This window comes from Sphingomonas sp. S-NIH.Pt3_0716 (genome assembly GCF_003950715.1).
GTDB lineage: Bacteria > Pseudomonadota > Alphaproteobacteria > Sphingomonadales > Sphingomonadaceae > Sphingobium > Sphingobium yanoikuyae_A.
Genome location: NZ_QLJK01000022.1, coordinates 24172 through 44828 on the forward strand (window position 1 = coordinate 24172; position 20657 = coordinate 44828).

30 protein-coding genes are annotated in these 20657 nt (G+C 62.8%); 3 read left to right on the forward strand and 27 right to left on the reverse strand.

Going from position 1 to position 20657, the window contains the following annotated elements; translation table 11 throughout:
- Nucleotides 1-160: 160 nt before the first annotated feature.
- A complete protein-coding gene (locus BRX37_RS17520; RefSeq protein WP_037510835.1) occupies nucleotides 161-547 on the reverse strand; it encodes a PH domain-containing protein in 387 nt (128 codons plus the stop codon).
- A 147-nt stretch (nucleotides 548-694) separates the two neighbouring features.
- On the opposite strand from BRX37_RS17520, the gene BRX37_RS17525 reads away from it, so the two are divergent.
- Together BRX37_RS17525 and BRX37_RS17530 are read left to right on the forward strand one after the other, a co-directional pair.
- The gene (locus BRX37_RS17525; RefSeq protein WP_125988478.1) at nucleotides 695-1252 is read left to right on the forward strand and encodes a nuclease; all 558 of its coding nucleotides are present in this window, start codon (nucleotides 695-697) and stop codon (nucleotides 1250-1252) included.
- A 123-nt stretch (nucleotides 1253-1375) separates the two neighbouring features.
- Nucleotides 1376-2419 carry an acyltransferase family protein gene (locus BRX37_RS17530; protein ID WP_125988480.1) on the forward strand — a complete coding sequence of 348 codons (1044 nt, stop codon included), beginning with the start codon at nucleotides 1376-1378 and terminating at the stop codon, nucleotides 2417-2419.
- A gap of 33 nt (nucleotides 2420-2452) precedes the next feature.
- Here BRX37_RS17530 and BRX37_RS17535 read toward each other — a convergent pair whose 3' ends face one another.
- Nucleotides 2453-3226, reverse strand: a complete 774-nt coding sequence (locus BRX37_RS17535) for a CsgG/HfaB family protein (RefSeq protein ID WP_017499622.1) — start codon at nucleotides 3224-3226, stop codon at nucleotides 2453-2455.
- A 195-nt stretch (nucleotides 3227-3421) separates the two neighbouring features.
- On the opposite strand from BRX37_RS17535, the gene lepA reads away from it, so the two are divergent.
- Nucleotides 3422-5227, forward strand: a complete 1806-nt coding sequence (lepA, locus tag BRX37_RS17540; RefSeq protein WP_125988482.1) for a translation elongation factor 4 — start codon at nucleotides 3422-3424, stop codon at nucleotides 5225-5227.
- A 110-nt stretch (nucleotides 5228-5337) separates the two neighbouring features.
- Here lepA and BRX37_RS17545 read toward each other — a convergent pair whose 3' ends face one another.
- From BRX37_RS17545 to rplC, 25 genes are all read right to left on the reverse strand, one after another.
- A complete protein-coding gene (locus BRX37_RS17545) occupies nucleotides 5338-6933 on the reverse strand; it encodes a hypothetical protein (RefSeq protein WP_164522482.1) in 1596 nt (531 codons plus the stop codon).
- A 268-nt stretch (nucleotides 6934-7201) separates the two neighbouring features.
- Nucleotides 7202-7786, reverse strand: a complete 585-nt coding sequence (locus BRX37_RS27350) for a hypothetical protein (RefSeq protein WP_318276749.1) — start codon at nucleotides 7784-7786, stop codon at nucleotides 7202-7204.
- Nucleotides 7787-8047: 261 nt separating this feature from the next.
- Nucleotides 8048-8599, reverse strand: coding sequence for an SRPBCC family protein (locus BRX37_RS17555; protein WP_125988486.1), 552 nt, complete (start codon nucleotides 8597-8599; stop codon nucleotides 8048-8050).
- 38 nt (nucleotides 8600-8637) lie between these two features.
- Nucleotides 8638-9294 (reverse strand): adenylate kinase, encoded by a 657-nt coding sequence (locus tag BRX37_RS17560; protein ID WP_004208699.1) that lies wholly within the window; start codon nucleotides 9292-9294, stop codon nucleotides 8638-8640.
- A gap of 46 nt (nucleotides 9295-9340) precedes the next feature.
- A complete protein-coding gene (gene secY, locus BRX37_RS17565) occupies nucleotides 9341-10687 on the reverse strand; it encodes a preprotein translocase subunit SecY (protein ID WP_125988488.1) in 1347 nt (448 codons plus the stop codon).
- Nucleotides 10688-10882: 195 nt separating this feature from the next.
- A complete protein-coding gene (gene rplO, locus BRX37_RS17570; protein WP_004208702.1) occupies nucleotides 10883-11413 on the reverse strand; it encodes a 50S ribosomal protein L15 in 531 nt (176 codons plus the stop codon).
- Between the two features lie 136 nt (nucleotides 11414-11549).
- Nucleotides 11550-11729, reverse strand: coding sequence for a 50S ribosomal protein L30 (rpmD, locus tag BRX37_RS17575; protein WP_010337294.1), 180 nt, complete (start codon nucleotides 11727-11729; stop codon nucleotides 11550-11552).
- A 5-nt stretch (nucleotides 11730-11734) separates the two neighbouring features.
- Complete coding sequence (rpsE, locus tag BRX37_RS17580) at nucleotides 11735-12445, reverse strand: 30S ribosomal protein S5 (protein WP_004208704.1); 711 nt, start codon at nucleotides 12443-12445, stop codon at nucleotides 11735-11737.
- Nucleotides 12446-12447: 2 nt separating this feature from the next.
- Nucleotides 12448-12813 (reverse strand): 50S ribosomal protein L18, encoded by a 366-nt coding sequence (rplR, locus tag BRX37_RS17585; RefSeq protein ID WP_004208705.1) that lies wholly within the window; start codon nucleotides 12811-12813, stop codon nucleotides 12448-12450.
- A gap of 1 nt (nucleotide 12814) precedes the next feature.
- Entirely contained in the window at nucleotides 12815-13348 is a 534-nt protein-coding gene (gene rplF, locus BRX37_RS17590) for a 50S ribosomal protein L6 (RefSeq protein ID WP_004208706.1), read from the reverse strand.
- Nucleotides 13348-13743 carry a 30S ribosomal protein S8 gene (gene rpsH, locus BRX37_RS17595; protein WP_004208707.1) on the reverse strand — a complete coding sequence of 132 codons (396 nt, stop codon included), beginning with the start codon at nucleotides 13741-13743 and terminating at the stop codon, nucleotides 13348-13350. The genes rplF and rpsH overlap by 1 nt, the downstream gene beginning before the upstream one ends.
- Before the next feature lie 12 nt (nucleotides 13744-13755).
- Nucleotides 13756-14061 carry a 30S ribosomal protein S14 gene (gene rpsN / locus BRX37_RS17600; RefSeq protein WP_004208708.1) on the reverse strand — a complete coding sequence of 102 codons (306 nt, stop codon included), beginning with the start codon at nucleotides 14059-14061 and terminating at the stop codon, nucleotides 13756-13758.
- 50 nt (nucleotides 14062-14111) lie between these two features.
- Entirely contained in the window at nucleotides 14112-14684 is a 573-nt protein-coding gene (gene rplE, locus BRX37_RS17605; RefSeq protein ID WP_010337292.1) for a 50S ribosomal protein L5, read from the reverse strand.
- Complete coding sequence (gene rplX, locus BRX37_RS17610) at nucleotides 14684-14995, reverse strand: 50S ribosomal protein L24 (protein ID WP_004208710.1); 312 nt, start codon at nucleotides 14993-14995, stop codon at nucleotides 14684-14686. The genes rplE and rplX overlap by 1 nt, the downstream gene beginning before the upstream one ends.
- Nucleotides 14995-15363: a 50S ribosomal protein L14 gene (gene rplN / locus BRX37_RS17615; RefSeq protein ID WP_004208712.1), complete on the reverse strand. Its 369-nt coding sequence runs from the start codon at nucleotides 15361-15363 to the stop codon at nucleotides 14995-14997. Before rplN ends, rplX begins: the two co-directional genes overlap by 1 nt.
- Nucleotides 15364-15531: 168 nt before the next feature.
- The gene (gene rpsQ / locus BRX37_RS17620; protein WP_004208713.1) at nucleotides 15532-15795 is read right to left on the reverse strand and encodes a 30S ribosomal protein S17; all 264 of its coding nucleotides are present in this window, start codon (nucleotides 15793-15795) and stop codon (nucleotides 15532-15534) included.
- A gap of 12 nt (nucleotides 15796-15807) precedes the next feature.
- Nucleotides 15808-16011, reverse strand: a complete 204-nt coding sequence (rpmC, locus tag BRX37_RS17625) for a 50S ribosomal protein L29 (protein ID WP_004208714.1) — start codon at nucleotides 16009-16011, stop codon at nucleotides 15808-15810.
- 3 nt (nucleotides 16012-16014) lie between these two features.
- A complete protein-coding gene (gene rplP, locus BRX37_RS17630) occupies nucleotides 16015-16446 on the reverse strand; it encodes a 50S ribosomal protein L16 (protein ID WP_004208715.1) in 432 nt (143 codons plus the stop codon).
- Between the two features lie 21 nt (nucleotides 16447-16467).
- Nucleotides 16468-17163 (reverse strand): 30S ribosomal protein S3, encoded by a 696-nt coding sequence (rpsC, locus tag BRX37_RS17635; RefSeq protein ID WP_004208716.1) that lies wholly within the window; start codon nucleotides 17161-17163, stop codon nucleotides 16468-16470.
- A 4-nt stretch (nucleotides 17164-17167) separates the two neighbouring features.
- Nucleotides 17168-17554, reverse strand: a complete 387-nt coding sequence (gene rplV / locus BRX37_RS17640) for a 50S ribosomal protein L22 (protein ID WP_004208717.1) — start codon at nucleotides 17552-17554, stop codon at nucleotides 17168-17170.
- Nucleotides 17554-17832: a 30S ribosomal protein S19 gene (gene rpsS, locus BRX37_RS17645; RefSeq protein WP_004208718.1), complete on the reverse strand. Its 279-nt coding sequence runs from the start codon at nucleotides 17830-17832 to the stop codon at nucleotides 17554-17556. The genes rplV and rpsS overlap by 1 nt, the downstream gene beginning before the upstream one ends.
- Before the next feature lie 5 nt (nucleotides 17833-17837).
- Nucleotides 17838-18674, reverse strand: coding sequence for a 50S ribosomal protein L2 (rplB, locus tag BRX37_RS17650; protein WP_004208720.1), 837 nt, complete (start codon nucleotides 18672-18674; stop codon nucleotides 17838-17840).
- Between the two features lie 10 nt (nucleotides 18675-18684).
- Nucleotides 18685-18999 carry a 50S ribosomal protein L23 gene (locus BRX37_RS17655; protein ID WP_004208721.1) on the reverse strand — a complete coding sequence of 105 codons (315 nt, stop codon included), beginning with the start codon at nucleotides 18997-18999 and terminating at the stop codon, nucleotides 18685-18687.
- Nucleotides 18992-19615, reverse strand: a complete 624-nt coding sequence (gene rplD, locus BRX37_RS17660) for a 50S ribosomal protein L4 (RefSeq protein ID WP_004208722.1) — start codon at nucleotides 19613-19615, stop codon at nucleotides 18992-18994. Before rplD ends, BRX37_RS17655 begins: the two co-directional genes overlap by 8 nt.
- A gap of 3 nt (nucleotides 19616-19618) precedes the next feature.
- Nucleotides 19619-20371, reverse strand: a complete 753-nt coding sequence (gene rplC / locus BRX37_RS17665) for a 50S ribosomal protein L3 (protein WP_125988533.1) — start codon at nucleotides 20369-20371, stop codon at nucleotides 19619-19621.
- Between the last annotated feature and the right edge of the window lie 286 nt (nucleotides 20372-20657).

Sequence of the window (20657 nt, forward strand, 5' to 3'; positions counted from 1 at the left end):
GCTTGTTCCTGGCGTCCTCGTGCGGGTGGAAAGCTCTGCCGGCCCCTGGGCTCCTATTGGTTAAAATAAATGCGCCCAAGTCAAGGGCCTAGACATTATGTTCGACAAGAAAATGGCGGATTTCGTGCGCTTTCCGTGCGCGCCGCCTCTGCCCGACCGCTCAGCGCTGGGGCAGAAGGTCCAGGTTGCGGGCTGCCGCAATCGCCCGAATCCGGCCCGGTCGCGGCATGTTGCGGATCGCGATTTCCGCTACGTCACCGGCGCTGAACAGCTCGACATTGCCGACATCGAACAGCCGCTGGCCGAAGGTCTGCGTGATCCGCACGCTACGGATACTGGACAGCGCGATCTCGGTCCGCTGCTTGGCCAGCAAGCCACGTTCCAGCAGCACCTCGCGCTCGCTCAGCGCCAGCCGCTCGCCCTTGTGCATCACCCACCACACGCCGATCGCCAATATGCCGACCACCGAAACCAGCAGCAGCAGGAACAGGAAGGGATGCGCCCGGACCATCGCCGGATGCTCGTCATACAGCCATGCTTCGCTCACGCCGCCTCCTTCGTCTGGCTTCCGCGGTTTTTCACCATGCCCCCGGCGCGGCGTCAAGGCGCCGTCCGCCGCCCCCTGTGCAGCCACCATGGTTAACCAAAAATTTCCCAATATTTACTAGCGATGGCCTCCGATTGGGGATGAATCATGGCCTATAGCCTGCATGATATTGGTGACGAAGACCGGGACCGGTCGGACCATTGGCTGAATGACAAGCAAGACGAGCGCCGCGCCATCGTGCCGCTGCGCCTCATCCTCATTGCCCTGTTTATGGGCGCGCTGCTGCTGGTCCTGATGCGCCATGTGCTGCCCGCGTCGACGACGGCTTCGGCACCATCCGTCGACGCCCCCGCCACCATATCCACCCGTTTTGCCGCCTGTGACGATCTGGACGGCCAGGCCTGTGTCCTCGCCACCGACGCCTATGCCTATCAGGGCCGTCGCTACCATCTCGCCGACATCAGCGCGCCCCGACTCGAAGGCGCTGACTGCCCGCAGGAAGCCGCCCTTGCCCGCGCCGGCCGCACCGCGTTGCAGGGCATGCTGAACGGCGGCAGCTTCGAAGCCCATGCCGATCCCGCCGACAGTGACCCGACCGCCCGCATACTGCTCCGTGACGGCGTCTCGCTGGGCCAGCTCCTCATTCTCAAACGCTATGCCCGTCCCTGGTCAGCCAGGCCAATCGACTGGTGCGCGGCCGGCTAAGACCGCGATCCCGCGGCGGGACGTTCCAGATCGGGACCGACAGCGCCCGTATCCGCCATTTGCGCATTGCACGTTAACCAAGAAAATATCCCATTCGTTGCTCCATCATTGCTATGAAGCATCATGGTCGAAACGAAGCCGAAGCGAACAAGGCTGACGGAGCTGGACGCGTTGCGCGGAATCGGCGCCTTGTGCGTGCTGGTCTTCCATTATTCGACCCGCTTCCATGAGCTGTTCCCGCAGGCCAGCCATGTGCCCTTCAGCTTCCCCGGCGGCAATTACCGCGTGCTGCTGTTCTTCACCATTTCGGGCTTTGCGATCTTCTTCACGCTGGACCGGATCAGCACGGTCGCCGACTTCATCGTCAACCGCTTCGCCCGCCTCTATCCCGCCTATCTGGTGGCGATGCTGGTGACGCTGTCGATCGAATATCTGGCCCAGGCGACCCAGTTGCTGGTTGGCCCCTTTGCGATTCTCGCCAATCTGACGATGCTCCAGGGCTTTGCCTTCATTCCCGAAGTGGACGGCGCCTATTGGACGCTGACGGTGGAGATCGCTTTCTATTTCTGCATGGTCTCGATCTGGAAATGGATTGGCCTGCGGCATCTGGAACCGACGCTGGTGGTCTGGCTGATCCTGCGCTGGGTTATGCAGCTCTGGCCCGACATCGTGCCCGAACGGGTCGTGATGCTGCTGGTGCTGCGCTACACGCCCTTCTTCATCATCGGCATGCTGGCCTACCGCATCTGGGCGGGACAGCGCAGCTGGCAGCAACAGGCGCCCTATGCCACGCTGGCGCTGCTGTCGATCGCGACCATGGAAACATGGGACGTGACGATTGTCGGCCTGGTGCTGATGGCGACCTTCGCAGCGCTGATCCGCAACCATCTGCGCTTCCTGGCGATCCGGCCGCTCGTCTGGATGGGCGGGATCAGCTACAGCTTCTACCTGATCCACCAGCATGTCGGTTTCGTCGTCATGCTGGAAATCGCCAGGGCCGGCTATAGCCCCTGGATCGGCTTTGCCGCCGCCTTCCTGGTCGCGCTGACACTTGGCACGCTGATCAACCGCCTGGTCGAGCGACCGGCGGGAGAGATCATCCTGCGCTGGTGGAAGAAGCGGCGACGGGCGCCCGGCCCGCTCGCGGAAATCGCGCCGAGCGGATGAAGGCGCTGCCGCAGCGGCAGCGCCCCCTTGCCATCAGGGCTGCGCGACCGGCGCGGCTGCCGCCGCATTCTCGGGCAGGCCGCCCAGCTGCGTCACCAGTTTCGTATAAGCGTCGAGATAGGCGAGCACGATCACCTGACCGATCTCGGTATTCTGGTAGCCGCCGCCGCCTGCGCCGGCAAAACCGCCCCACCAGCTCGACCCGCCGCTCGCGTTGAAGCTCAGGTCCGACTTGCGGGCATAGCCTTCGGTCAGCGCCTCTTCCTCGGTGGTGCGGGCATTGACGACCGAGAGGGTGACATTGGCCTCGCTCTTCTTGACGTTGATGCCGCCAGCGATCCGGCCCCAGGTGCTGCCACCCATGAAGCCGCCGAGCACGCCGCCCAGCGAATTGCCGCCGCTGTTGCGGTTGGAGGAGACGATGTCCGGCTCCAGGAAATAATCCGCCGCCTTCACCTGGCCACGGCCCAGATTGCTGTTCGCCTGCAATTCGCCATTGTCAGCCATGGCGCGTTCCATGTTGCGGCTCGCCATCGACCGGCCACGATTGACCAGGCCGAAGCAGCCCGACTGCTGCACGAAAATCTTCAGGATCGCCTCGGGGCTGCCCAGATTGAGTTCGCGCCACCACTGATTGTCGGGCTCGACGATCGCGACGGTGCCAAGGCGGCGGGTGCAGCGCGGGATTTCCGCCTGCTTTCGCGACTGTTCCTGACGGGCCGACGAACCCTTTTCGGCGGCCATCGCCATCGGCGCGGCCGAACCAAGGCAGACCGCAGCCGCAGTCAGCATCTTCAATACACGCATTTTCAAAAACCCCGTTTCCTGTCTGGTCGAGAGAAATTGGTGCGCCCCGGATATTTTTCTGGAACGTAACACAGCCGCAGGGGGCTTCCAAGCAAAGGGGGTTAATGACGATGCTTGTCATCGCACGGCAATTTCGCGTGCCATGCACTACGTGATCCTGCTGACAGCGCCCGCAACTGCTGCTATCGGGCGCCGATGACCGACCTGTCCCATATCCGAAACTTTTCGATCATTGCACATATCGACCATGGCAAGTCGACGCTGGCCGATCGCCTGATCCAGCGCACCGGCGGCCTGACCGACCGTGAGATGAGCGCGCAAGTCCTTGACAACATGGACATCGAGAAGGAGCGCGGGATCACCATCAAGGCGCAGACCGTGCGCCTGGACTATACCGCCAAGAATGGCGAGACCTATGAGCTCAACCTCATGGACACGCCGGGTCATGTCGACTTCGCCTATGAGGTGTCGCGGAGTCTCGCGGCCTGCGAGGGCGCGCTGCTGGTCGTCGATGCCGCGCAGGGCGTGGAAGCGCAGACGCTGGCCAACGTCTATCAGTCGATCGAGCATGATCATGAGATCGTGCCGGTGCTGAACAAGATCGACCTGCCCGCCGCGGAGCCGGAAAAGGTCCGCGCGGAAATCGAGGAGGTGATCGGCCTCGACGCGTCGGAAGCGGTGCTGGCCAGCGCCAAGTCGGGCATCGGCATCGACGACATCCTGGAAGCGATCGTCACCAAGATCCCGGCGCCCAAGGGCGATCGCAACGCACCGCTGGAAGCGATGCTGGTCGACAGCTGGTACGACCCCTATCTGGGCGTCGTCATCCTGGTGCGCGTGGTCAACGGCGTCATCAGGAAGGGCCAGGCGATCAAGTTCATGATCGGCGGCACCGAACATCTGATCGACCGCGTCGGCTGCATGCGCCCCAAGATCGAGGCGCTGCCGGAACTCGCCGCCGGCGAGATCGGCTTCATCACCGCCCAGATCAAGGAAATCGCCCAGACCCGCGTCGGCGACACGATCACGACCGTGAAGAATGGCGCCGCCAAGCCGCTGCCGGGCTTCAAGGAAGTGCAGCCGGTGGTGTTCTGTGGCCTGTTCCCGGTCGACGCCAATGATTTCGAGAAATTGCGCGAGTCGATCTCGAAGCTGCGCCTCAATGACGCCAGCTTCTCGTTCGAGATGGAAACCTCCGCCGCGCTCGGCTTCGGCTTCCGCTGCGGTTTCCTCGGCCTGCTGCATCTGGAAATCATCCAGGAGCGGCTGAGCCGCGAATATGATCTGGACCTGATCACCACGGCACCGTCGGTCGTCTATGACATGCACATGAAGGATGGTCGCACCCTTCACCTGCACAACCCGGCCGACATGCCCGATCCCAATCATATCGAGATGATCGAGGAGCCCTGGATCGAGGCGGTGATCTACTGCCCCGACGAGTATCTCGGCTCGATCCTGAAGCTGTGCCAGGACCGTCGCGGTATCCAGAAGAACCTCACCTATGTCGGCGGCCGCGCCCAGGTGACCTATGAACTGCCGCTCAACGAAGTGGTGTTCGACTTCTATGATCGCCTCAAGAGCATCAGCCGTGGCTATGCCAGCTTCGACTATCACCAGATCGGCACGCGTGAGGGCGACCTCGTCAAGATGAGCATCCTCGTCAACAACGAGCCGGTCGATGCGCTGTCGATGATCGTCCACCGCTCCGCCGCCGAAGCGCGCGGCCGCCACATGTGCGAGCGCCTCAAGGATCTGATCCCCCGCCACCTGTTCAAGATCCCGATTCAGGCGGCGATCGGCGGCAAGGTGATCGCGCGCGAGACGATCGCGGCGATGCGCAAGGACGTCACGGCGAAATGCTATGGCGGCGACATCACCCGCAAGAAGAAGCTGCTGGAGAAGCAAAAGGAAGGCAAGAAGCGGATGCGCGAATATGGCAGCGTCCAGATTCCGCAGGAAGCCTTCATCGCCGCCCTGCGCATGGGCGACGAGAATTAGGATAGGCGCCGGCGGGTGGGATCATCCGCTGCCAAAACATGACATCGCCCATGATCCGCTATGGGATCATGGGCGATTTTCGTTTCATTCTGCCTTGTACAGTGATCCTGTCAGTCGGTGACCTTGAACCGAGTGCCGACGAATAGCCCTACTGCGAAATGTGTATCCTGTCCGGCAAAGGCGCGGCCGAACAATTTTGCGCCGGCGTGCAATCCCTCCGTGGCGCTGGTGACGAAACTGATCGGCACGTCATATTCCAGCCGGTCCCTGGAGAAATTCCAGCTCGCCTTCGGCGCGATGCCGAGCGGCAACTTGATATTGCTCATGTCCCAGCGGAATTCGGCGCCGAGCTTCACGAACCAGTTCTTGTCCAGCGGCGCGAGGTTGGTGGTAACGCAGTGCGTGGTTCGATCGTCCTGATCGGGAGTCGGGCAGACAATCTGATCTTTGTTGTCATCAGCGATGGATAGTTCCTCCCCCATTTCCAGCAAGGCGGCGAGCCGGAAGGGGCGGCGATTATCGACGCCCTCGGGCCGACGCTTGCCCAGCAGCACGCCGGCGCTCCCTCCGATCGACCAGGGCGTCCCATCGGTCTTTCGCGATTTTATCCCCAGGGGCTCGTCCGCCTTCAGATAATCGGGATCGAGGCTGGCGAGATCACGATATTCGTCCGATGCATGACCGATGCTCGCCGTGATGGTCCAGTCCCACAGCGGATCAGGTACACCCCATAGCGCATTGGACAAAGCTTCCATCCCGGCTGCCGACTTGACACCTGTCAGCATCGATTGTGGGGACGTGCAGTTCGCCTTTGCCTGACTGAGATCCGTTTCGGCGTTGAGCCTGTCTGCGGCGTTGACCACTGCCGGCGGCGGCTGAAGTCGCTGGTCGTGTGTGTAAGCCGTGGCCGTGACTTCGCGCTGGCAGATGGCCGTTATGATGGCGGCCGCGTCATATAGGGCCTGATCCATTTCTGCGCGGCTGCGTCGGCGCGAATAGGCGCGGCTATAGGAAATCTTGAACTTGGCATCGTTGCCAAAGCCGTCGGACGATCCAAGGATGGCATCACCGTCCTTCAGCTTGGCCGATAGCTCGAACGCCAGTTGGTCCGTCATTGGCCGATCGCCAACGATTTCGCCGTTCACCCGGAACAGCTTCTTAGCATTGATTGGCCAGCTATATTTCAGCGCAACGCGTGAACCGCCCTCTGCCATCGTGAGTTGCCCAGCTAAGCCGATGCTGCTGACGTCGCGCTCCAACGGGGCTGTTGGAATCGCTTCCAGGACCCGCACATCATATGCGCGCCGAGCCGCCAGGAAGTCGGCGCTAGCTTTATTGGGACGGTCAAAGAATCGCTCTGTATCGAACTGCGGTGCCGGTGGGATAATGGGCGGTGGCACGGGTATGAACGCAGCAAGCTCCTTGCGGGTCTTGGCCAGGGCGTCGCGTGCTGCAACCGCGTTTCGATCGGCGACGTCGGCTGCGGCCATGTCCTTTTTCAGTTGCGCCTTTACCTCATTCCGAAACTCGACGGATTGCGAGGACGCTGACTGCCCGGCTGCCTTCAACCGATCGTTCAGGATGTCCAGAAAGGCCTTTGTCGCTTCCGCCTTCTTGCGCGCTTCCAAGGCATCGGTTTCGGCCTTGGTGGCGGCCGTTTCCGCACGCGCTAACCCATCGGAGAGGTGGTCCTTGGATGGCCGCATATGGGATATGGCCTGTCCATATATGGGTGCTGCGGCCAGAGTTCCGGACAGTCCGGTAATGGCCAGTAAAAATTTCGTCCTCCGCATCGTCATCCCCCTGATAATATAACGATATCGAAACGATATATTCTTCCCTGTTCGAGGCAATCATTCTTAATGAGCGACCAACATCAGCCGGTGGGGCGATATATTGGGAACAATGGGCAAATCGCGCAGGATTTGCTTGCGGCAGGCGCGATATGTCCGGGGGCAGGTAGCGGGGGGCCGCTTAATTGCCCGTCAGCGCGCGCCGTCGCCGGATTTCCTCAAGGACGCGTTCGACCGCAGCGATGGCCGCGGGGCTGCCGGGGCCGCTATTGGGATCCGGCGTGGGGGCCTTGCGACCGGCATGGGCCGGCGACAATGGGGTGAAGCGATCGGGCGCGCGGCACCGCAGCAGGAACATCAGCAACCGGTCATTATAGACCCGCCGGGTACCGACCAGCTTGCCATAGCTGTAGACCGGCACTTCGACGCCATGGATGGCGCGCTCCATGGCGATATCCTCCAGTCGGCGCACGCCCTGGTCGAGTGCGGCCTGCCAGGCGGCGGCAAAGGAGTCCGCGTTGCGCGCGCGGCGCAACTGATAGGCGGAGACGGCCGATTTGCCGGCCTGGGCGGCGGCATGGGTGACCGAGCCGGAATCGGCCAGCGCCGCGATGAAGATATGTTGCCGCGCCACGGTCCAGCCATCGTGCCGACCGCGCCGGGGGACCGGCTGGAAATCGGTCAGGGCGTTGGGCCGGGTGGAGACAGCGGCCGCAGCATCAGGCGATGTCGGCCAGGGCGGAGGGGGTGAGGGGATCGAGTTCATAGCGACGAATATAACCTATATGGTTATATGTAGGACAGCCCTCAGCGCGCGCCAGTCGATCGGCCGGTTCGAGCGGGGCTGGGCATGATAGTGGAGGATGAGACGCTGGCCGAGTGAAACACCATCGCGGACGCGGATGCGCGCGTCCGGATGGCTGTCTGCCGGGGCCGCATGGGTGACGAGAACCAAGCATCATCCATCGGGGTGGAGGCCATCGGGCTTCCACCCCGATTTGCTATTGCCTGCCGGCGCGGTCGCGCGTCAGCCCTTGCTGTCGGCCGCCCGCTTATAGCCGTCGAGTTGCTCCGCCAGCACCTTGTCGACGATCGGCGCGATCGGCGCCAGGCCAGCGCGCATATAACCGCCCACCGAATAGGTCAGCGTCACACGGCTGCCGCCCGGCGCGGGCGCGATGGCGAAGTCCAGCACGCCGGTCACGGCCTCGCTCTGCAGCGGCCCCAGAGCGCCGCTCAGCCGCAATCGCTGGCGCGGCGCGGCATAGATGACCCGCGCATGTTCGATGCTGCCGGACGTGCCCTTGCCGCTCCTGTCGGGAATGGTCTCGCAGAAGCAGCCTCCGGCCTTCGCCTCCAGCACCATGTTGCGCGCATCGCCGCTATAGGTGTGGGCGCTGCTCCACCAGCGCCCCGGCTCTGCCAGCAGCGCATAGGCCGCGTCGGGCGCCAGCGCCACGTCCACGCTCGCCTGCACGACAAAGCCGGCATCGCTGCTGGCAACCACCCCACCCTGTCCGGGCGCAGCCGCCAGCGCCATGCCGGCGCCTGTCAGTATCGATTTGATTGGATAGGCCATGTCCCCTCCCCGCCTTGTCGCCGGGGAGGGAGAATAGCTCAGGCCGGAACGCCGTCCAAGATGGCGACGATCGCGCCGCTGACGTCGTTCATGTCGGCCATGCCGTCGACGCGGCTGACGATGCCGCGCGCTTCGTAGATCGGCAGGATCGGTGCGGTCTTGGCGCGATACTCGGCCATGCGGGTACGCACCGTTTCCTCATTGTCGTCGGGACGACGCTTGAACTCATGCCCGCCGCACTTGTCGCACGTACCCTCGACCTTGGGCTGCTTGAAGACATCATGATAGCCTTCGCCGCAGGTCGCGCAGGTGAAGCGACCGGTAATGCGCTCGACCAGCGCATCCTCGTCCACTTCCAGCTCGATCACATGATCGAGCGTGCGGCCGCGATCGGCCAGGATGGTGTCGAGCGAATGGGCTTGGGCCTCGGTCCGCGGATAGCCGTCGAAGATCACGCCGGTATCGGCCGCCAGCGCATCAAGCGCTTCGCCGATGATACCCGAGACGACCTCGTCCGGCACCAGCGAACCCGATTCCATCAGCGCCTTAGCCTGAAGGCCGACCGGAGTCCCCGCCTTGACCGCAGCCCGCAGCATGTCGCCGGTCGACAGCTGAACCATGCCACGGCTGTCGACGAGCCGCGTGGCCTGGGTGCCCTTGCCGGCACCCGGAGGACCAAGCAGAATGATATTCATTGCGCGCATTCTCCCCTTGTACTTGCGCTTGCCTGTCTGCGCCCCCTTAGCGCAGACGGCCCTTCAGCTTCGCCTTCTTGATCAGATCCCCATATTGATGGGCAAGCAGATGGCTCTGGATCTGGGTCACGGTATCGACCGTAACATTGACGACGATCAGCAGGCTAGTCCCACCAAGGTAGAAGGGAATTCCCGCCCGGGCGATGGCAAATTCCGGCACCAGACAGATGAAGGCCAGGTAGGCGGCACCGATCACGGTGATCCGGGTCAGGACATAATCGAGATAATTCTCGGTATTCTTGCCCGGACGGATGCCCGGAATGAAGCCGCCATTGCGCTTCAGATTGTCGGCCGTCTCTTCCGGATTGAACACCACGGCGGTGTAGAAGAAGCAGAAGAAGACGATGCCCAGGCCATAAAGAGCCATGTAGAAGGGGCTGCCGTGCGACAGATACTGGTTGATCGTCAGCACGATGCTGCTCCAGCGGCTGTCATCGTCCGCCTTCACGCCCATGAACTGCGAGATGGTCAGCGGCAGCAGCAGAAGCGAGCTGGCGAAGATCGGCGGGATCACGCCGGCGGTGTTGACCTTCAGCGGCAGATGGCTGCGATCGGCCTGCATCAGCCCCTGGCGCGTCTGGCGCTTGGGATACTGGATCAGCACCCGGCGCTGCGCCCGTTCCATGAAGCAGATGAAGGCAATCAGACCAAAGCCCAGCACCACGACCAGGAAGATGACCAGGCCCGAGATCGAGCCTTCGCTGCCCGACTTGAACAGGTTGCTCAGCGTCACCGGCAGCTGTGCGACGATACCGGCCATGATGATCAGCGAGGTGCCGTTGCCGATGCCGCGCGAGGTGATCTGCTCACCCAGCCACAGCAGGAACATGGTGCCGCCGATCAGCGAGATGATCGCCGAGACGACGAACAGCATGCCGGGGTCCACGACCACGCCCTGCGCCTGCCAGTTGGCGGCGGCGGCATAGCCCTGCACGGCGGTCAGGCCGACGGTGCCATAGCGGGTATATTGGTTCAGCTTCTTGCGGCCGCTCTCACCTTCCTTCTTGATCGCCGCGAGCTGCGGCGAGAGGGAGGCGGCCAACTGCACCACGATGGACGCGGTGATATAGGGCATGATGCCGAGCGTGATGAGGCTCGCGCGCGACAATGCACCACCCGAGAAGGTGTTGAAGATGTCGAGGATGCCACCGGCCGACTTCTGCGACCAGGCCGCGAGCGCGGTGGGATCGATACCCGGCAGCGGCACGAAGCTGAGGAAGCGGAAGACGATCAGCGCGCCGAGGGTGAACCAAAGGCGCTTCTTGAGGTCGGTCGCCTGGCTGAACTTCGCGAGGCTGAGATTGGATGCGAGCTGGTCGGCTCTCGATGCCATTGTGGCTGCCCTTCAAATCATTCTTGCCGGAGCCATCGGGCTCCGTGGCGGAATCGCTACCCCCTTAGCGGGGCGGGAAGACCATGTCGAACGGGAGTTGCCGCCGTTGCGACGAACATATGCTCCCCCCGATACACATAGCCCCGCCAACCCATATCGGGCAGCGGGGCCGTGCTTGCAAGTCTCGGGCGAGACTTAGGCCTTGGCGGCCTTCTTGGCGGCAAGGGCGGTGCCCTTCTTCGCCTTGGCCTTCTCGGCTGCCGGGACGACTTCGATCACGTCCAGCTTGCCACCGGCCTTGGCGACCGCTTCGACGGCGCTCTTCGAGGCACCGGCGACCAGGAAGCTGACCTTGGCGGTCAGTTCGCCCTTGGCCAGGACTCGGACGCCATCCTTGCCACCACGGGCCAGGTTGGCGGCCTTCAGAGCGGCATGGTCGATGACGGCAGCGGCGTCCAGCTTGCCGGCGTCGATCGCGGCCTGCACTTCACCCAGGTTCACGATCGCATAATCGTTGGCGAAGATGTTGTTGAAGCCGCGCTTCGGGATGCGCATGTGGAGCGGCATCTGGCCACCCTCGAAGCCGTTGATGCTGACGCCCGAGCGTGCCTTGGCACCCTTCTGGCCGCGACCGGCGGTCTTGCCCTTGCCCGAGCCGATACCGCGGCCGACGCGCATACGGCCCTTGCGGGCACCGGCATTGTCGTTGATTTCGTTCAGTTTCATGTTCGCACTCGCTTTCGCTTTTGTCGCGCCGATCCCGTGCGGGATCATCTAAAGGAAGCGCCCGTTAGCGCTTCCGCTGAAAAAACGAAAGAGGGGTTTCCCCCTCTTTCGCTTCATTTCGTCGGATCGAAAGGGCTTAGCCCTCGACCACTTCCACCATGTGGGGGAGCTTCTTGATGGCACCGCGGACTTCCGCCGTGTCTTCCAGCTCGACCACGCGATGCATCTTGCCAAGGCCCAGGCCGATCAGAATCTTCTTCTGGCTTTCGGGGCGACGGATCGGCGAACCGATCTGCTTGATCTTGATCTTCGCCATGTCAGTTACTCCGCAATCGCTTCGGCGTCAGCCTGCGCGACTTCGGCCGAGGCACCACCGCGACGCAGAAGGTCAGCGACCTTCTTGCCACGACGCTGCGCCACCGACTTGGGGCTGGTCTGCTCGCCCAGCGCCGCGAAGGTCGCACGGATCATGTTGTAGGGGTTCGAGGTGCCGTTCGACTTGGTCACGACGTCAGCGACGCCGAGGCTTTCGAACACGGCGCGCATCGGACCGCCGGCGATGATGCCGGTACCGGCCGGAGCCGAACGGACAGTCACCTTGCCAGCACCGAAGTGGCCGAGGCCGTCATGGTGCAGGGTGCGGCCTTCCTTCAGCGGAACGCGAACCATGGCCTTCTTGGCCGAAGCGGTCGCCTTGCTGATGGCTTCAGGCACTTCGCGCGCCTTGCCATGACCGAAACCGGCGCGGCCCTTGCCGTCGCCGACGACGACCAGAGCAGCGAAACCGAAGCGCTTACCGCCCTTGACGGTCTTCGAGACGCGGTTGATGTGAACCAGCTTCTCGATCAGCTCTTCGCCCTGTTCCTCGTCACGGTTGCCGCCACGGCGGTCGTCGCGACGGCCACGGCCGCCACGCTCGCCACGGTTGCGGTCACCGCCACGGCCACGGCCACGGCCGGGACCACGACCTTCGGTCTGAGCCTCGGCACCCTCGACGGGCGCGACGACTTCGTTGGTGTTTTCGTCAGCCATGATCAGAACTCCAGCCCGCCTTCACGGGCGGCATCGGCCAGCGCCTTGACGCGGCCATGGAACAGGAAGCCACCGCGGTCGAACACGACCTTGGTGACGCCGGCCGCCGTAGCAGCGGCAGCGACGCGCTTGCCGACATCGGCAGCGGCTTCGGAAGAGGCGCCGGTCTTGCCCAGAGCCTTCGAGCCAACATCCTTGTCCAGGGTCGAAGCGGCGGCGACGGTGGTACCGGCGACGTCGTCGATGATCTGGGCGTAGATGTGACGGCCCGAACGATGGACGCTGAGGCGCGGGCGGGTGCCCGAAACAGCCTTGAGCGCGGTGCGAACGCGGCGACGACGCCGCGCGAAGAGGGAAAGCTTAGCCATCTTACTTCTTCTTCCCTTCCTTGCGGAAGATGAATTCGCCGGCGTACTTGATACCCTTGCCCTTATAGGGTTCGGGCTTGCGCCAGCGGCGGATCTCGGCGGCGACCTGGCCTACCTGCTGCTTGTCGATGCCGCTGATCTCGACCGTGGTGTTATCCGGGGTCTTGATCTCGATGCCTTCCGGAATCTCGAAATCGACGTCGTGGCTGTAGCCGAGCTGCAACTTCAGGGTCTTGCCCTGCGAGTTCGCACGGTAGCCGACACCGGTGATCAGCAGCTTCTTCGAGAAGCCCTGGGTCACGCCGGTGATCAGGTTCTGGATCAGGGTACGCTGCATGCCCCAGAAAGCGCGCGCGCGCTTGCCGTTGTTGGCGGGCTTTACAGCGATGCTGCCTTCTTCGACGGTGTAGGTCACTTCGTCGGCCAGCGGCATGGCGAGGGTGCCCTTGGGCCCCTTCACCGACAGCTGACCGTCAGCGATCGACGCGGTCACGCCCGCAGGCACGGTGACCGGCTTCTTGCCAGTGCGGCTCATCAGAACACCTCCGCCAGCACTTCGCCGCCGACATTCTGTTCACGCGCTTCGGCGTCGGACAGAACACCCTTGGGCGTCGAGACAATGGTGATGCCCAGGCCGTTGCGGATCACCGGCAGTTCCTTGGAACCGGAATAGACGCGGCGACCAGGCTTGGACACGCGGGCAACATGCTTGATCGCAGGCTGGCCCTCGAAATACTTCAGCTCGATGCGCAGGCCGGGGTGATTGCCGAGGGTTTCCTCGGAATAACCACGGATATAGCCTTCGCGCTGCAGCACGTCGAGCACGCGGGCACGGAGCTTGCTGGCGGGGGACACAACGCTGTCCTTCTTCGCCTGCTGCCCGTTACGGATGCGGGTGAGCATATCACCCAGGGGATCGGTCAATGCCATCTCAAATGATCCTTACCAGCTCGACTTGGTGACGCCGGGGATCAGGCCCTTGTTGGCCAGATCACGCAGCTGCACGCGGCAGAGACGGAATTTGCGGTAGTAAGCGCGCGGGCGGCCCGTCAGTTCGCAGCGGTTGCGAATGCGGGTCGGGTTGCCGTTGCGGGGGACTTCCGCCATCTTCAGACGCGCAATCAGACGCTCGGTGTCGTCGAGAGCGGTATCGGCTGCGATCGCCTTGAGCTTCGCATAGCGGCCGGCATACTTCTTCACCAGCTTCTTGCGGCGCTCGTTCTTGTTGATCGAACTCAGTTTCGCCATGACTTAAGTTCTCTTCCTTAGCTTAAGCGTTGGGAGAGAAGCGGGGCCTGTTAGGCCGCCTGCTTCTCTTCAATCGGGAAGGGGAAGCCGAAGAGGCGCAGCAGTTCGCGCGCTTCGTCGTCAGTCTTCGCCGTGGTGGTCACGATGATGTCCATGCCACGCACCTTGTCGATGCGGTCATAGTTGATCTCGGGGAAGATGATCTGCTCCTTGATGCCGAAGGCATAGTTGCCACGGCCGTCGAAGCTCTTCGGGTTGAGACCACGGAAGTCGCGCACGCGCGGCAGGGCAATGTTGATCAGGCGATCAAGGAATTCATACATGCGCTCGCGGCGCAGCGTGACCTTGGCACCGATCGGCATGCCTTCACGCAGCTTGAACTGCGCGATCGACTTCTTCGCCTTGGTGATGACCGGCTTCTGGCCGGCGATCAGTTCCATTTCCTCGGCGGCCGAAGTGACCTTCTTCTTGTCCTGCGTGGCTTCACCGACGCCCATGTTGAGCACGATCTTTTCGATCTTCGGGATTTCCATCACATTCTTGTAGCCGAACTTCTCGACCATCGCCTTCACGATGGCGTCGTCGTAGATCGACTTCGAGCGCGGAATATACTTGTCGGCCATTACAGCACCTCACCGGACTTGACGGCGACGCGGACCTTCTTGCCGTCGCGGTCCTCGAAACGGACGCGGGTCGGCTTGCCATCCTTGTCGGCGACAGCGACGTTCGAAATGTGCATCGGGGCCGGCTTGCGGTCGATGCCACCCTGCGGGTTCGACTGGTCGGGCTTGCGATGCTTCGCATGCACGTTGATGCCTTCGACCAGGACCTTGTCGTCCTTGGGCATCACCTGGAGGACGGCGCCGGTACGGCCCTTGTCCTTGCCAGCCAGGACGACGACCTTGTCGCCCTTCTTGATCTTAGCAGCGCTCATTACAGCACCTCGGGAGCGAGCGAGATGATCTTCATGTGCTTCTTGGCGCGCAGTTCGCGAACGACCGGGCCAAAGATACGGGTGCCGATCGGCTCCTCGTTCTTGTTGATAAGCACAGCGGCATTGCCGTCGAAGCGAATCACGCTGCCATCAGCGCGACGCACGTCCTTGGCGGTGCGCACGATGACGGCACGATGCACGTCACCCTTCTTCACCTTACCGCGCGGAGCAGCTTCCTTGACGGAGACGACAATGATGTCGCCCACGCCGGCGAAACGCCGCTTCGAGCCGCCCAGCACCTTGATGCACTGGACGCGCTTGGCGCCGCTGTTGTCCGCGACGTCAAGATTGGATTGCATCTGGATCATGGATCCGGTTCCTTCTTATTTGGCCTACCGGGACTATCCCGGCGGTTCCGAATTTCGTGAGTCGACCCGGTGAATCGAAATGCACGAAGCGCGGGCCTGTACCTCCTCCCGAAGGAAAAGGCCAGCCCCGCGTCCGAACTTTTTCGACTCTAGAGTCGGTGACTGCCCTTAGGCCGCCGATTCCGGCGACTTGTGGGTGTCCACACGCTCGATGACCTTCCAGGTCTTGAGCTTGGAAATCGGAGCGGTCTCTTCGATACGGACCGTTTCGCCTTCCTTGTAGACATTGCCCTCGTCATGGGCATGGTACTTCTTCGACCGGCGGATGATCTTGCCGTAGAGCGCATGCTTAACCTTGCGCTCCACGCGAACCACCACCGTCTTGTCGGTCTTGTCGGAAACCACCGTTCCCGTCAGCACGCGCTTGGGCATCGTGTGTTTCCTTTACTTCGCGGCCGAGCGCGAACGCTCGGTCTGCAGGGTCTTGATCTGCGCGATCGAACGACGGACTTCACGAACGCGGCTGGGCTTTTCCAGCTGGTTGGTGGCCGCCTGGAAACGCAGATTGAACTGCTCGCGCTTCAGGTTGTTCAGCTCGGTCGACAGCTCGTCGTCCGACTTGGTCTTGAGGTCTGCAACGTTGGCCACAGCTTAACCCTCCAGGTGCGAGGTGTCGCCGAGGCGGGCAACGACCTTCGTCTTGATGGGCAGCTTCATCGCGGCGCGCGAGAAGGCCTCTGCTGCGAGCGGACCGGGAACGCCGTCCAGTTCGAACAGGATACGGCCGGGAGCGACGCGAGCCGCCCAATATTCGACCGAACCCTTGCCCTTGCCCTGGCGGACTTCAGCCGGCTTCTTGGTGACCGGAACGTCGGGGAACACGCGGATCCACAGACGACCCTGACGGCGCAGGTGGCGCTGGATCGCGCGGCGAGCCGCTTCGATCTGGCGCGCGGTGATCCGCTCGGGCTCCAGAGCCTTGAGACCATAGGCGCCGAAGTTCAGCGCAGTGCCGCCCTTCGCATCGCCCTTGATCCGACCCTTGAAGGTCTTGCGGAACTTCATCTTCTTCGGTTGCAGCATGACGCTATTACCTTCTTATTCTCAGCGCGCCGGGCGCACGCCGGAGGTCTGAGCCTCCAGCATCAGCCGGTCGGTAGCCATCGGATCATGGCCGAGGATCTCGCCCTTGAAGATCCAGACCTTGATGCCGCAAACGCCATAGGCGGTGTGCGCCGTGGCTTCGGCATAGTCGACGTTCGCACGCAGGGTGTGCAGCGGAACGCGGCCTTCACGATACCATTCGACACGCGCGATCTCCGCGCCGCCCAGACGGCCGCCGCAGGTGATCTTGATGCCTTCGGCGCCCAGACGGAGAGCCGACTGCACCGCACGCTTCATGGCGCGACGGAAGGCAACGCGGCGTTCCAGCTGGTCGGCGATGCCCTGTGCGACGAGCTTCGAATCGATTTCCGGCTTGCGGATTTCGACGATGTTCAGCGACACGTCCGACGAGGTAAAGGCACCCAGCTTCTTGCGAAGCTTTTCGATGTCTGCACCCTTCTTGCCGATGATGACACCGGGACGGGCAGCGTAGATCGATACGCGGCACAGCTTGGCCGGACGCTCGATCACGACCTTCGAGATCGCGGCCTGCGGCAGGTTCTTCATGATGTACTGGCGGATCTTGAGATCTTCCAGCAGCAGGCGACCATAGTCGGCGCCTTCGGCGAACCAGCGGCTGTCCCAGGTACGGTTGATCTGCAGACGCAGACCGATCGGGTTGCTCTTGTGACCCATGTGCTTACGCCTCCGCTTCTTCGCCAGCTTCACGCACGACGATGCGCACGCGGCTGAAGGGCTTGAGGATCCGGGTCGACTTGCCGCGGCCGCGAGCGTGGAAGCGCTTCAGGGTGAAGCTCTTGCCCACCGATGCTTCCGCGACGACCAGGGCGTCGACGTCCAGATTGTGGTTGTTTTCCGCATTGGCGATGGCCGAAGCCAGCACCTTGCGCACGTCGACAGCCATCGCCTTCTTCGAGAAGGCGAGGATGTTGAGCGCGTCCTCGACCTTGCGGCCGCGGATCAGCGTGGCGACCAGGTTCAGCTTCTGGGCCGAACCACGGATCTGCGTGCCGACGGCGAGCGCTTCATTGTCGGCGACGCGACGGGGAGCCTTTTCCTTGCTCATTAGCGCTTGCCCTTCTTGTCGGCAGCGTGACCGGGGAAGAAGCGGGTCGGAGCGAATTCGCCCAGCTTGTGACCCACCATATCCTCGTTCACGAGAACCGGAACATGCTTGCGGCCGTTATAGACGTTGAACGTCAGGCCAACGAACTGCGGCAGGATGGTCGAACGGCGCGACCAGGTCTTGATCGGACCCGAGCGGCCATTGCTTTCCTGCGCGACTTCCGCCTTCTTCAGAAGGCTGAGGTCCACGAACGGACCTTTCCAGACGGAACGAGCCATCTCGCTTACCTCTTCTTCTTCGCGTGGCGGCTACGGATGATGAACTTGTCCGTTGCCTTGTTGTGACGGGTGCGCGCACCCTTGGTCGGCTTGCCCCACGGGGTGACCGGGTGACGGCCGCCCGAGGTCCGGCCTTCACCACCACCATGCGGGTGATCGACCGGGTTCTTCGCAACACCGCGCGTCAGAGGACGGATGCCGTTCCAACGGTTGCGGCCAGCCTTGGCAAGGTTGGTGTTGCCATTGTCGGGGTTCGACACGGCGCCAACGGTGCCCATGCAGTCCGAACGGATGTAGCGCTGCTCACCCGACGACAGACGCACCATGACCATGCCACGGTCGCGACCGACCAGCTGGGCATAGGTGCCTGCCGAACGGCAGAGCTGCGCGCCCTTGCCCGGCTTCATCTCGATGTTGTGGATGATCGTGCCGACCGGCATCTGACCCAGTTCCATCGCATTGCCCGGCTTCACGTCGGTCTTCTTGCCCGCGATGACCTTGTCACCGGGAGCCAGACGCTGCGGCGCAATGATGTACGCCTGCGTGCCGTCGGGATAGTTCACCAGCGCGATGAAGGCGGTGCGGTTGGGGTCATATTCCAGACGCTCGACCGTACCTTCAACGTCCCACAGGCGACGCTTGAAGTCGATGATACGATAGCGCTGCTTGTGACCGCCACCGATACCACGCGAAGTGACATGGCCCTTGTTGTTACGACCACCGGTCTTGCGCTTGCCTTCGGTCAGCGCCTTGACGGGCTTGCCCTTGTGCAGGCTCGACTTGTCGACGAGGATCAGGCCGCGCTGGGCCGGGCTCGTCGGATTATAGTGCTTGAGTGCCATCTATCTCGCCTCAAATACCGGTGGTGACGTCGATGGACTGACCTTCGGCCAGCGTGACGATCGCCTTCTTCACGTCGTTGCGCTTGTAGGGCTTGCCCTTCCAGCGCTTGACCTTGCCCTTCTGCACCAGCGTGTTGACCGCCTTGACGGTCACGCCGAACAGCGCCTCGACGGCAGCCTTGATTTCAGGCTTCGATGCGTCGTTGGCGACCTGGAAAACAACGGCGTTGTTTTCCGAGAGAAGGGTCGACTTCTCGGTGATGACCGGCGCGACAACGACGTCGAAGTGACGGTTGTCCACGGTCGCGGCTTCTTTCTTAGCCATTGAAACGGGCCTCCAGCTTTTCGACCGCGGCGCGGGTGAGCACCAGCGAGTCGGCCTTCAGGATGTCGTAGACGTTGGCACCAACGGCCGGCAGCAGGTTGACGCCGACGATGTTGGCCGAAGCCTTGGCGAAGCTGACGTTCACGGCGTCGCCGTCGATGAACAGAACCTTGTTCAGGTTCAGCTTGGCCAGGTTGGCGACCAGCGCCTTGGTCTTGCCTTCGGCAACGTCGAGATTGTCGAGAATGATCAGCGAACCATCCTTGACCTTCGACGACAGCGCCATCTTCAGACCCAGCGCGCGAACCTTCTTGTTCAGCGAGGGGTTGAAGTCGCGAACGCGGGCACCGTGAGCCTTACCACCGCCGATGAAGACGGGAGCGCGGCGATCGCCGTGACGAGCGGTACCGCCGCCCTTCTGGCGACCGAACTTCTTGCCGGTGCGGGCGACATCCGAACGCTCGCGCGTGCCGCGGGCAGTGCCACGACGCTTTTCGAGCTGCCAGGTGACGACGCGGTGCAGAATGTCGGCGCGGGGCTCGAGGCCGAAAACGGCATCGTTGAGCTCCAGCTCACCGGCAGCTGCGGCGTCGAGGGTCTGTACATTGACCTTCATGGTTTAGCCCTCCTGGCCTTCGGTCGCTTCGGGAGCGGCCGCTTCCGCGGGCGTCTCGGCCGGCGCGGCATTGCTGTTTGCAGCCTGCTTCAGGCTGGCGGGATAGGGCGCGTCGGCGTGACGGGGAACCTTCACGGCGTCGCTGACGGTCAGCCAGGTGCCCTTGGCGCCCGGAACCGAACCCTTGACGAACAGCAGACCACGCTCGACGTCCGTGCGGACGATCTCGAGATTCTGCTGGGTCCGCTCACGATCACCCATGTGACCGGCCATCTTCTTGTTCTTGAAGACGCGGCCCGGATCCTGACGGTTACCGGTCGAACCATGCGCACGGTGGCTGATCGACACGCCGTGGGTGGCGCGCATACCGCCGAAGCCCCAGCGCTTCATAGCACCGGCAAAGCCCTTACCCTGGGTGTGACCGGCAACGTCGACCAGCTGGCCAGCGACGAAGTGGTCAGCGGCGATTTCGGCGCCGACGTCGAGGAGCGCATCCTCGGCGACGCGGAATTCGACCAGACGCGCCTTGGGTTCAACTTCCGCCTTGGCGAAGTGACCGCGCTGCGGCTTGGCGACATTCTTGGCCTTGGCAACGCCAGCGCCCAGCTGAAGGGCGACATAACCGTCGCGCTCGACTTCCTTACGTGCGACGACCTGCGCACCCTCAAGGCTGAGGACCGTGACGGGGACATGACGTCCATCGTCCTGGAACAGGCGGGTCATCCCGACTTTCTTAGCGATCACGCCAGTGCGCATCACTGATTACTCCCATAGAGGCCCGCCATAGCAGCGGGCGTATCCAACGAAAAAACCGCTCAGCATCTCTGCTTCGCGGCCCAACCCAATGTATAGATCACCCCGTCCGGGTTGGATGCCGATCCCTCTCGGGAAAGGCGACGGGGGACCAGGACCACGCGCCTTGACCGGTTCACCGGCGGGCCGTGCGGTATCCCTTGTGTCGTTTGAGCTTCCGCCTCTCCAGAGAAGAGGAACAGAATACCCGATACCCCGCCTACCTTGCGGAAGGCGGGGACTTGCCGAC